This window comes from Patulibacter sp. NPDC049589 (genome assembly GCF_040675535.1).
Lineage (GTDB): Bacteria > Actinomycetota > Thermoleophilia > Solirubrobacterales > Solirubrobacteraceae > Patulibacter.
On record NZ_JBFAPC010000179.1, the window covers coordinates 1 to 10,952 of the forward strand.

At 74.9% G+C, this 10,952-nt stretch carries 11 protein-coding genes; 7 read left to right on the forward strand and 4 right to left on the reverse strand.

Annotation, left to right across the window (positions count from 1 at the left end):
- Positions 1-357 precede the first annotated feature (357 nt).
- Positions 358-1,458, reverse strand: a complete 1,101-nt coding sequence (locus AB0L40_RS23530; RefSeq protein ID WP_364360495.1) for a putative zinc-binding metallopeptidase — start codon at positions 1,456-1,458, stop codon at positions 358-360.
- Between the two features lie 150 nt (positions 1,459-1,608).
- Positions 1,609-2,478 carry a calcium-binding protein gene (locus AB0L40_RS23535; protein ID WP_364360497.1) on the reverse strand — a complete coding sequence of 290 codons (870 nt, stop codon included), beginning with the start codon at positions 2,476-2,478 and terminating at the stop codon, positions 1,609-1,611.
- A 201-nt stretch (positions 2,479-2,679) separates the two neighbouring features.
- Here AB0L40_RS23535 and AB0L40_RS23540 point away from each other — a divergent pair, with 201 nt between their 5' ends.
- From AB0L40_RS23540 to AB0L40_RS23550, 3 genes are read left to right on the forward strand one after another with little or no spacing between them, the layout of a single operon-like run.
- The gene (locus AB0L40_RS23540) at positions 2,680-3,051 is read left to right on the forward strand and encodes a hypothetical protein (protein ID WP_364360499.1); all 372 of its coding nucleotides are present in this window, start codon (positions 2,680-2,682) and stop codon (positions 3,049-3,051) included.
- Positions 3,041-3,739 (forward strand): response regulator transcription factor, encoded by a 699-nt coding sequence (locus tag AB0L40_RS23545; RefSeq protein WP_364360501.1) that lies wholly within the window; start codon positions 3,041-3,043, stop codon positions 3,737-3,739. Before AB0L40_RS23540 ends, AB0L40_RS23545 begins: the two co-directional genes overlap by 11 nt.
- Before the next feature lie 5 nt (positions 3,740-3,744).
- Complete coding sequence (locus AB0L40_RS23550) at positions 3,745-5,154, forward strand: HAMP domain-containing sensor histidine kinase (protein WP_364360503.1); 1,410 nt, start codon at positions 3,745-3,747, stop codon at positions 5,152-5,154.
- 115 nt (positions 5,155-5,269) lie between these two features.
- On the opposite strand, the gene AB0L40_RS23555 is transcribed toward AB0L40_RS23550, so the two are convergent.
- A complete protein-coding gene (locus tag AB0L40_RS23555) occupies positions 5,270-5,464 on the reverse strand; it encodes a hypothetical protein (protein WP_364360505.1) in 195 nt (64 codons plus the stop codon).
- A 170-nt stretch (positions 5,465-5,634) separates the two neighbouring features.
- Here AB0L40_RS23555 and AB0L40_RS23560 point away from each other — a divergent pair, with 170 nt between their 5' ends.
- The 3 genes from AB0L40_RS23560 to AB0L40_RS23570 all read left to right on the forward strand — a co-directional run bounded on the left by AB0L40_RS23560 (position 5,635) and on the right by AB0L40_RS23570 (position 8,554).
- On the forward strand, positions 5,635-6,390 hold the full coding sequence (locus AB0L40_RS23560) for a TetR/AcrR family transcriptional regulator (protein WP_364360507.1): 756 nt from the start codon (positions 5,635-5,637) through the stop codon (positions 6,388-6,390).
- Between the two features lie 383 nt (positions 6,391-6,773).
- Positions 6,774-7,844, forward strand: coding sequence for an oxygenase MpaB family protein (locus AB0L40_RS23565; RefSeq protein ID WP_364360509.1), 1,071 nt, complete (start codon positions 6,774-6,776; stop codon positions 7,842-7,844).
- A 125-nt stretch (positions 7,845-7,969) separates the two neighbouring features.
- Positions 7,970-8,554 carry a helix-turn-helix domain-containing protein gene (locus AB0L40_RS23570; protein ID WP_364360511.1) on the forward strand — a complete coding sequence of 195 codons (585 nt, stop codon included), beginning with the start codon at positions 7,970-7,972 and terminating at the stop codon, positions 8,552-8,554.
- Here AB0L40_RS23570 and AB0L40_RS23575 read toward each other — a convergent pair.
- The gene (locus AB0L40_RS23575; RefSeq protein ID WP_364360513.1) at positions 8,523-9,611 is read right to left on the reverse strand and encodes an alpha/beta hydrolase; all 1,089 of its coding nucleotides are present in this window, start codon (positions 9,609-9,611) and stop codon (positions 8,523-8,525) included. The two genes, AB0L40_RS23570 and AB0L40_RS23575, sit on opposite strands and share 32 nt — an antisense overlap.
- Positions 9,612-9,653: 42 nt before the next feature.
- On the opposite strand from AB0L40_RS23575, the gene AB0L40_RS23580 reads away from it, so the two are divergent.
- Positions 9,654-10,925 carry a SulP family inorganic anion transporter gene (locus AB0L40_RS23580; RefSeq protein WP_364360515.1) on the forward strand — a complete coding sequence of 424 codons (1,272 nt, stop codon included), beginning with the start codon at positions 9,654-9,656 and terminating at the stop codon, positions 10,923-10,925.
- The last annotated feature ends 27 nt before the right edge of the window (positions 10,926-10,952 follow it).

A 10,952-nucleotide genomic window follows, 5' to 3' on the forward strand; every position in this document is an offset into this window, starting at 1 on the left:
GGCCCCTCGGCCCGCCGTCCGCCTCCGCGCGCGTCGTCGTCGCGCGGCGAGGACGGGCGGGGACGGGGCCCTTCGGCGGACGGGCGCGGCCGCGAGGAGCGGTCGGAGGAGGGAGCGCGACCGCTCCCGGGCGGGGTCGGGCGCGGCCGGGGGCGGCGGGGCTCGTTCATCGGCAGCGAGGGACGGTACCCCGGCCCCGGACCGTCCGCGCCGTCCGGGAGGGGGCTGCACGGTCCCTTGCGCCCGGGTACGCCGCACGCGAGGATCGGCGGGGCGGTCCGGGAGCCCGGGAGCTGCCCGCGAGCGGGCACACGCCACCGGACGGCGCCGGGCCCGCCCCGGAGACGGCGCCGGAGCTCACGCGGCGGCGTCCGCCGTGGGCGCCCCCGCGGCCGCGGCGACGGCGCGATCGACGAACGCGAGCTTCTCGACGATCGGCGGGGCGAGCACGAAGGGGTAGAGGTCCTCGTTGCCGAGGCTGCGGTTCAGGGCGTTCAGCGCGTAGCTGAGCGGCAGCCACTGCTCCAGCGCCTCGGGGAAGCGCCCGACCACCGGGTCCGCCACCCGCCCGGCGAAGGTCCCCGAGGGGTCGGTGACGTGCGCGGGCCCGGCGACCGACACCCGGTAGGACGCGGCGGTCTGCAGCGCGTCCCACAGGTGCAGGTAGTGGGCGAAGGTCTCCGCCCAGTCCTCGGCGGGGTGCATGGTGGCGTAGGCGCTGACGTGCTGCTCCTGCCAGCCCTCGGGGGCGCCCTCGGCGTAGTGGCGGTCCAGCGCCTCGCCGTAGTCCTCGCGGTCGTCGCCGAACAGCTCGCGCGCCCGGGCCAGCCGCTCCTCGTCGCCCGCCGCGCCGACGAGGACGGTCCAGTAGTAGTGGCCGACCTCGTGGCGCAGGTGCCCGAGGACCGTGCGGTAGCGCTCGTTGAGCTGCTCGCGCATCGCCTCGCGGTGCGCGTCGTCCTCCTCGGCGAGGTCCATCGTGATCACGCCGTCGGCGTGTCCGGTGGTGACGGGCTCGTTCGCGCTGGAGAGGAGGTCGAAGATCAGGCCGCCCTCCTCGCGCTGGCCGTTCGCGATCGGCAGGCCGAGCTCCAGGAGCTCGAAGTGCAGGCGGCGCTTCTGGCGCTCGGCCCCGGCGAGGCGCTCGAGGCCCTCCGCGTCGTCGTCCGCCGGGCGGGTGCGCGTCAGGGCGCAGCTGGCGCACAGAGCCGGCGACTCGCCCTCGGGGGTCGCCTCCGGGGGCGCCAACCAGTTGCAGCCGACGAGGACGGCGTTGGCGCAGCGCTCGCGGCCCTCGACGGCCTGGGTGGCGGCGTCCGCCACGGCGACGGTGCCGAAGTCGAGCGCGACGAGACCGCGGGTGGCGGGATCGAACGCCATCGCGGCGCCGCAGTGCAGGCAGCGGTCGCTCTCGAAGGTGACGAGCCGTTGGCAGATCGGGCAGGAGAACGCGCGCATCGGCCCATCACTGTGCCCGATCGGCCGGCGCGCGAACCGGCGGCCCGGCCGATCCTGGACGGACGGCCCCCGCCCACCCGGGCGATCCGGGCGGCGCGCGGCGGCGCGTCCGTCGCGGCGATGCCCGTCGCCGGGACGCCGGGACCGGCCTCAGGAGGTCTTGTCGCCCTCCGCCGGCGCCTCCTGCTGGTCCTCCGACGACGAGTCGCTCGGCTTCGGATCCGCGCGCCTGACGACCTCGCACGACCCGTTGGGGTTCTCGGCCGTGGCGTCGACGATCACGTCGGCCTGGTCGAGGTCCGCGCGGTCGCGGCCGGCGCCGCAGGTGATGCGGTCGACCTCGCCGTCGCGGGTGCGGATGCGATCGTTGCCGCCTCCACCGTCGACGGTGTCGCCGACCTGGTCGACCTCGCCGTTCGGGCCCGGCGTGACGTCCTTGCGGGCCAGCGCCCACAGGGTGTCGCCGCCGTCGCCGCCGCTGATCGTGTCGACGCCGCGGTTGGCGAAGATCGTGTCGCCGCCCCGCCCGCCGTCGAGGGCGTCGTCGCCCTCGCCGCCGGCGATGCGGTCGCTGCCGCGCTCGCCGGACGCCTGGTCGTTGCCCGTGCCGCCGAAGAGGCGGTCGTGCGAGTCGCCGCCGAACAGCGTGTCGTTGCCCGAACCGCCGTAGAGCGTGTCGTAGGACGTGCGGTCGCCGGTGTCGTTCGCGTCGCCGCGCAGGGTGTCGTTGCCGGACTGGCCGCTCAGGAAGTCGTTGCCGCTGGAGCCCTGCAGGCGGTCGTCGCCCGCGCCGCCGAAGACGCGGTCGTTGCCGGCGCCGCCGAGCAGCGAGTCGTTGCCGGCCAGGCCGAAGATGCGGTCGCGCCCGCCGTGGCCGTCGATCCTGTCCGCCACGCCCGTGCCGACGAGCCGGTCGCCGCGGCCACCGCCGTCGATCGTCGCGGCGGACGCGGCGGTCGGGACGACGGCCAGGGCGGTGATGGCCAGGAGGGTCGCCCGGCGGGTCGTGGTGCGCTGCATTGGTGCTCCTCGGAGCGTTGGGGGTGTGCCTGCCGACCGTTTATGGCGCGTCCGGAACCCCACGTGGGACGGCTCTCACCGCGTCCTCACGCATCGTGAGAACGACGTGAGGAACGGGTGTCGGCGCGCCGCGTGCGTGCGAGGATGCCTTCACGTCGTCCTCCGACGCCCTTCGTTGCCCTTCGAACGACGGACCGCACCGTGAACCGCCTCCTCGCCTTCTTCGCCGTCTGCGCCCTGATGCTCGGGGCCGTCTCGATCGCGCAGGCGAAGAACATCACGGGCAACAGCCGACCGAACGTCCTCAACGGGACCGCGAAGAACGACAAGATCTCCGGCGGTCGCGGCAACGACCGCATCGACGGCAAGGCCGGCAACGACGTGATCACCGGCGGCGCCGGCAACGACGTCATCACGGGTGGCAAGGGCCGGGACCTGCTCTCGGGCGGCAACGGCAACGACGTGATCTACGCGAAGGACGGCGAGCGGGACAAGGTGCTCTGCGGCCCCGGCAACGACATCGCCTACGCCGACCCGATCGACACCCTGGTCGCCTGCGAAGATGTCCGCTAGCCCCGCCGCCTCCGGGCGGCCCGTCGTCCTCCTCGTCGACGACGACGCGACGATCCGCCGGACCCTCGCGGTCGGGCTGGAGCTCGAGGGCTTCGCCGTCGTCCCCGCGTCCGGGGGTCGCGCCGCGCTGGAGGCCGTCCCGCGGATCCGGCCGTCCGCCGTCCTGCTGGACCTGACGATGCCCGACCTCGACGGCCTCGAGGTCCTCAAGCGCCTGCGCGCCGCCGGCGAGGACGTCCCCGTCTGCGTGCTGTCCGCCCGCGACGAGGTCGACGACCGCGTCTTCGGGCTGCAGGCCGGGGCCGACGACTACGTCGTCAAGCCGTTCGCGCTGGAGGAGGTCGTCGCCCGCCTCAACGCGCTGCTGCGCCGCCGCCCGCCGGACGAGGACCAGCGGCTCGTCGTCGAGGACCTCGAGCTCTGCCCGTCGACGCTCGTCGCCTCCCGCGGGGGCCGCGACCTCGAGCTCACCCGCCGCGAGTTCGAGCTGCTGCACCTCTTCCTGCGCCACCCGGGCGAGATCCTCGACCGCCGCCGGCTGCACGAGGACGTCTGGGGCTACACGTTCGACCCCGGCACCAACGTCGCGGACGTCTTCGTCGGCTACCTGCGCCGCAAGCTCGAGCAGGACGGCGAGCCGCGCGTGATCCACACGGTCCGCGGCGTCGGCTTCGTGCTGCGACCCTGACGGACGTGCCCGACGCCCACCTGCGCGACCGGCTCGGTGGCCTCCGGATCCAGAGCCTCCGCAGCCGCCTCACCATCGGCGTCGTCGCGGTGCTCGCGGTGGTGCTGCTCCTGGGCGGCACCTACGTCGTGCGGGACTCCGAGCGCACGGAGCGCCAGAGCCTCGACGACCGGCTGCAGCGCACCGCGGAGCTGCTCGACCAGCAGGCGGAGGCCGTCGTCAACGAGGAGGCGCCCCCGAACGACCCGCGCCTGAATCGCCTGCTGGCGGCGACCCGCAGCTCGTTGCTGGTGACGCTCGGCGACGCCGAGATCTACCGTGCGGGGCTCGAGGTCCCGGGGCCGCTGAACGGCCCGCTCGGGTTCACGACGCGCACGGTCCGCGGCGACCACGTCCGGGTCTTCACCAAGGTCCTCAGCGACAAGACCCTCGGCGGGCTGGCCCGCCTGCAGGCGACGTCGAACCTGCGCCCGCTGGAGCAGCGCCAGGCCGCCCTGCAGCGCCGGCTGATCACCGTCGGCGTCGGCATGCTGCTGGTGGCGGCGTTCGCGGCGGCGATCGCCGCCGAGTTCGTGCTGCGCCCCCTGCGCCGGCTGCGCACCCACACCCGCGCGATCGAGGACGAGAGCGACCTCGACACGCGCGTTCCGGTCGCGGGCCCGAAGGAGATCCGCTCGCTCGCCGGGTCGTTCAACGCGATGCTCCAGCGGCTCGGGCGCTCCGCGGACGAGCGCAACCAGGCGCTCGACGCGACGCGCCGGTTCGCCGCGGACGTCGGGCACGAGCTGCGGACCCCGCTGACCAGCGTCCAGGCCGCGCTCTCGACGCTGCACCGCCACCCCGACGTGCCGGTCGAGACCCGCTCGATGATGGTCGCCGACGCGCTGGCCGAGAACCGCCGCCTGGTCCTGCTGCTCGACGGCCTGCAGGCGCTCGCGCGCGGCGACGCCAACCGCGTCGCCCAGGAGGACGTCGACCTCGCGTCCGTCGTCGCCGACGCCGTGACGGCGATCCAGCAGGTGCATCCCGGGACGACGTTCGAGGCGCACCTGCCCGACGACCCGCTGATCGTCCGTGGCTGGGAGCCCGGACTGCGCGCGCTCGTCGACAACCTGCTGCGCAACGCGGCCCGCCACGGTCGCGCCGGCGGGCGGGTCGAGATCGGCCTGCGCCCCGGCTCCGTCGTCGAGGGACCGGTGCTGGTCGTGGAGGACGACGGGCCCGGGATCGCGCCCGAGGAGCGGGTGCGGGTCTTCGAGCCGTTCGCGCGGGCCGCCGGCACCGAGGCGCCGGGCTCGGGACTCGGCCTGGCGATCGTCGCCCAGCAGGTCCGTCACCACGAGGCCGCGGTGACGATCGAGGACGCCGTCGCCGGCGGGGCGCGCTTCGTGGTGCGGTTCCCGCGCGAGGCCTGAGCGCCCCGGCGGGGCACGGGCCAGGTCACCGCCGCGATGCGGGGCCGGCCGGCGCGCGGCCCGAGGTCACCGCCGAGCTGCGGGACCGGCCGGCACGCGGGCCGCGTCGCGCCGCTCAGCCGCCGCGGACCGGGAACCCGTCGTCGTCGTCCGCCCACTCGAACTCCTCGTCCGTGTCGGGCTCGTGCCGGCGCAGCCAGAGGACCGCGCCGGCGACGACGAGGATCGGTGGCCCCGCGAAGGCGAGGGCCATCGGGCCGCTGAGGTGGTGGGCCAGGACGACGACGGTGCCGAGCAGGGTCGTGATCATGCGGCGGGCCTCCTGGGGCCGGTGGGCGGGTGTCGGCGGAGCACGGGGATCGCGGTCGGGTCCGGGCCCGGAGCGGCCGATCGCCGACCCGGCCCTCTTGCTACCTACGGTAGCGTATCTACGGTACCGTAGGCCATCGGATCCGCGCTCCATCTGCGAGACTGACGGGCGTGCCCCCCAGGCCCAAGACGACCGTCCGCAGACGCCCGGCACCGCGCCTCCCGCCCGAGCAGCGACGGGAGCAGCTCCTCGACACCACGCTCGAGCTCGTCACCGATGCGCGCTCGTTCGACGACGTCTCGATGGAGTCCGTCGCCCGGGCCGCCGGCGTCACCAAGCCGGTCGTCTACGACTTCTTCGCCAACCGCGGCGAGCTGCTCGCCGGCCTGATCGAGCGCGAGGAGCAGCGCACCCTCGCCGAGCTCGCCACGGCCATCCCCGCGCCGCCGTGGCTGGACCAGGACCCCGACGACGTCCTCAAGCAGGCGATCGAGACCTTCCTCGACGCCGTCCAGCGCAATCCGCGCCGGTGGATCCTGATCCTCCACCCGGTCGAGGGCACGCCGGAGGAGATCCGCTCCAAGGTCGAGCACATCCGCGAGGGCATCGTGCGCCTGGCGACGGACCTGCTCGGCGTCGGCCTCGCCGTCCGCCAGAGCTCGACGGACATCGACCTCGACCTCGTCTCCCGCATGCTCGTCGGCAATGCGGAGGAGGGCGCGCGGCTGATGCTGCAGCGCCCCGACGACTACCCGCGGGAGCGCCTGCTGGGGTTCGTCGACTGGATGACGCAGATCATCCCCCGCGCCGCGCCCTACCCGGTGTCGCTCCAGCGCACCCTCGCGGAGCTCGGCCCCGAGGACCCGATCCGGCTCCTCATCGCCGAGCGCGCCGGCCGCATGGCCGCCGGCGGCGGGCTGCTCTAAGCCGCGCCGCCCTCCCGCGGGTCCCGCGCGACGGCGGCCCGCAGACCCTCCGCGGCCGACCGCGGAGCGCCGGCGGGACCCCGCCCGGGGTCGTGCGGGCCCGGGCGCGTCATCTGACGCGCCCACGCGGTGACGGACGCCGGTGTCACCGCGGTACCGCTGTCGCAAGATGGGTTCATCAGCGGAACGCGCCACCGCGCATCACCTCCCTGAACGGACCGGACGAGGCCGAACGCCCGCCGCACCCCGCAACGCCCCGGTCGCCAGGAACCCCCTGGCGGCCGGGGCGCCCTCTCCTCCACTCGACAAAACTACGGCACCGTAGTATTTGTATCCCCGAGCACGCCGCACCTGCGGCGGGCAGCAACGACGAGGAGGGCCCCATGGCCATGACGCTGTTCCCGCGCACCCCGGTGACGCCCCACGAGGACCACGGCTTCTTCGGCCCGGACTCCGTCACCTGGCGCGTCTGGTCGTACCCGACGTCGCTGACGGTCGGCTTCCAGCGCGCGGTCGTCGTCGAGGAGCTCGACCCCGCGCTGATCGCCGCGGTCGACCAGACCAACGCCGTCCGCTACCGGCCCCGCACCCGCTACGACCGCACGCTGCGGTACTTCGCGATGGTCGCGTTCGGCGACACGCGTTCGACGACCAAGGCCGCCGACATCCTCGTCAAGGTCCACTCCAAGGCGATCGGGACGGAGCCGCTGTCGGGCAACCGCTACGACGCCAACGACCCGCACTCGCAGCTCTGGATCCACCTGACGGCGTGGCACTCGATCCTCTACGCCTACGAGACGTACGGCCCCGGGAAGCTCTCCGCCGCCGACGAGGCGCGGTACTGGGAGGAGTGCGCGATCGGGGCGGAGCTGCAGACCTGCGACCCGGCCGACGTCCCCCGCACCCGCGAGGGGATCCGCGCGTACTTCGAGGGCATGCGGCCGAGGATCGCGGGCTCCGAGGCCGCCCAGTCGATGATGGACCACCTGCTGAACGCCAAGGTGATGATGCCGGCCGTCCCCCGCGCCCTGCGGCCGGGGCAGTGGGTCGTCAACAAGGCGCTGCGGATCGCCACCATCGCCACGATGCCGCGATGGATGCGCAAGATGGCGGGCCTGCGGCAGTCGCGGGTCCTCGACGTGGCGATCCGCCCCGTCATGAAGGCGTCGTTCCGGCTGGCGAGCCTCAGCCCGCGCGTCGAGCTGTTCCTCGTCGGGCAGCTGTCCCCCTCGACGGTCCCGGTCGTCGCGCCGATCCTGCTCGGGATCCCGCCGGAGCGGGCGGAGACGCTCAGCCCCGCCGAGGCCCGCGAGCGCTACGGCTACGACAAGCCCGCCGAGGCGCACCAGGCGTGGCGCGCGAAGCAGCGCGCCCGGGTCTTCGAGGAGGGCCGGGAGCCCAGCGACGCCGGGCTCGTGGAGTCCGAGCCGATCCTCGGATCGATGGCGCGATGAGCGGGCGCCGCGGCGGGCCGGTCGCCGGCAACGCCGCGGTCCGGCGCGGCGCAGCGGGACACTGGGGCGGTGTGCGAGGCTCGAGGGCGATGGCGAAAGCGACCCGGCGGCCATACACGCCACGCATGTCCCCGGAGGACCGCCGGGAGCAGCTGCTCGACGCCGCGCTCCAGGTGATCTCCCGCGACGGCTACGGCGCGGTCTCGATCGAGGCGATCGCGCGGGAGGCCGACGTCACCCGGCCGGTCGTCTACAACGTCTTCGAGAACCTCAACGAGCTGCTGTTCGCGCTCCTGGACCGCCAGGAGCGCCGGGCGCTGGACCAGCTGACCGCGACGATCTCGCTGACGCCGGACCTGACGGACCTCGACGGCTACCTGTCGCGGACGATCCGCGAGCTCGTCGCGATGGTCCTCGACGACCCGCTGACGTGGCGGCCGATCTTCCTGGTCCACGGCGGGACGCCGGCCGCGGTCCGCGAGCGGATCGACCGCGACCGCGAGGTCGTGCGCCGGCGGATGCAGCAGGTCGTGGAGCTGGCGCTCGCCGTCCGCGGCCGCCCCGACGGGATCGACGGCGGCATCGTGTCCCACGCCCTGGTGGGCATGGGCGAGCACTTCGGCCGGCTGCTGCTGGAGCGGCCGGAGGCGGTCGACGTCGACCGCCTCGCCGCGACCGTCAGCTCGCTGCTGGCGGCGCTCCGACCCTGACCGCCGCGCGGTCGCCTGCGGCCGCGAGGGCTCGGATGGCCTGCGTCGTGCGCTCCGGGGCCTCGAGCGGGGCCATGTGCCCGACGTCGGGCAGCTCGATGAGCTCGAGCACCTCGGACAGCGCGCCGGTCATGCGCTCCGCGTGGACGGGCGGGGTCAGGCGGTCGTCGCGGCCGACCAGGACGGTCGTCGGCACGTCGATGGCGTCGAGGCCCTCGAGCAGCTCGACGCGGCTGACGGCGCTGCCGGTGTTGGCCCGCACGTCGCGCGGGCAGCTCAGCACCATCCGCTCGGAGAACGCGACGACCGCGGGGCTCGCCGCCCCGCAGAGCGCGACGTAGCGGACGACCCGGGAGCTGATCGGGGTCGCGCGCTTGGGGATCGGGAGCTTCGAGCCGAGCAGCAGCTGGCCGAGCTCCTGCTGGACCCGCGGCCCGATGCCCGGCGCCGGGAGGATCAGCGACGAGGTGATGAGGTCGTCCAGGCCGGTCGAGAAGAGGCCGACGGCGGACACGCGGTCCGTGAGGGACTCGCCGTGGTCCGCCGCCCAGGCCACGATCGTCATGGCGCCCAGGGAGTGGCCGACGAGGACCGCGCGCTCGTCCTCGGGGACGGTGGCCCGCAGGACCGTCTCGAGGTCGTCGCGCTGGGCGTCGATCGAGTAGTCGCCGCCGCTGGACGGGGCGCTGCCGCCGTGGCCGCGCAGGTCGTAGGCGACGATGCGGAACTCGTCCTGCAGCGCCTGGATCTGGAGCGTCCAGAACTCCAGCGCGCAGGTCCAGCCGTGGACGAGCACGATCGTCGGGGCATCCTCGGGGCCGAAGACCCGGACCCGCAGCGCCGTGCCGTCTCCGGCGCGGACGGCGACGGGCCGGCCGTGCAGCTCGGCATCCAGGTGCGGCTTGGCCGGGTCGGCGTCGATCCGCCGGCGGTCCGCCCGGTAGGCGGCGGTCCAGGCGGCACCGCTCGCGGCCACCACCGAGACCAGGGCCCCGCGGACGATCGGTCGTGCCCCGAGGACGGCCGGGCGACGGCCGCGGCTCTTCGAACGCTTCATGCCCCGATCCTACGCCACCGTAGGATTCCGGTCGACCGTCACGTGCCGTCCCTCCGCCGGTCGGCGGGGTGGCCGGGTACCGTTCCCCGGGCCCTGTCCCGCCCCTCGCCCCACCGGCTCCTCGGCCGCCTGACCGCGGCGCCGACCCGCACCGATCTGATCGCCGGCCTCGTCACCGCGCTGGCGCTGATCCCGGAGACGATCTCGTTCTCGATCGTCGCCGGCGTCGATCCCCGGATCGGCCTGCTGTCGTCGTTCACGTTCTCGGTCGTCATCGCGATCGTCGGCGGGCGCCCGGCCATGGTCTCCGCGGCGGCCGGGTCGATGGCGCTCGTCGCCGCGCCACTCGTCCGGTCGCACGGGTTCGAGTACCTGATCGTCGCGACGGTGCTCGCCGGCCTGGTCCAGATCGGGCTGGCGCGGGCCGGGATCGCGCAGCTGCTGACGCGGCTGCCGACCGGGGTGACCCTCGGCTTCGTCAACGGGCTGGCGATCCTCATCTTCCTCGCGCAGATGCGGCACCTGGTGTCGGTCACCGTCGTCGTCCTGGCGCTCGCCGGCGTGGCGATCCTCTTCGCCGGGCGGGCCCGCAGCATCCGCTTCCCGCCGTCGCTGCTCTCGACGACCGTGCTCACCGTCGCGGCGGTCGGGCTGGCGCTCGGCGTGCCCACCGTGGGCGACGAGGGGACGCTGCCGACGGGTCTGCCGCCGCTGCACGTCCCCGACGTGCCGTTCGCGTGGGCGACGCTGTGGGCCGTCCTGCCGACCGCCGTCAGCCTCGCGGCCGTCGGGCTCGTCGAGTCGCTGCTGACCGCCGGGCTGATCGACCGGGAGACGGGGACCGACTCGCCCAAGCGACGCGAGGCCTACGGGCAGGGCGTCGCCAACGTCGTCACCGGGTTCTTCGGCGGCCAGCCGGGCTGCGCGATGATCGGCCAGTCGCTGCTGAACGTCGAGACCGGCGGGCGCGGCCGGCTCTCGACGCTCGCCGCCGGCGCCTGGCTGCTCGTCCTCGTCGTCCTGCTGCACCCCCTGATGGAGGTGCTGCCGATGGCCGCGCTGGTGGCGACGATGATCGTCGTCGCGCTGACGACGTTCGACTGGGGCTCGGTCGCCCCCGGCCGCGTGCGCCGCGTGCCCGTCGCGGAGACCGCCGTGATGGTGCTCACGACCGCCGTGGTCGTCGCGACGTCGAACCTCGCCTACGGCGTCGCCGCCGGCGCGGCGCTGGCCTGGGCCTGGAGCGTGCGGTCGCGGCGCACGGGCGAGCCGGCCGCGGCCGCGGCGGACGCGGACGGCGTCGGCTCCGCCTGAGGTCCGGCGGGCGCCGGGCCGCGGGCC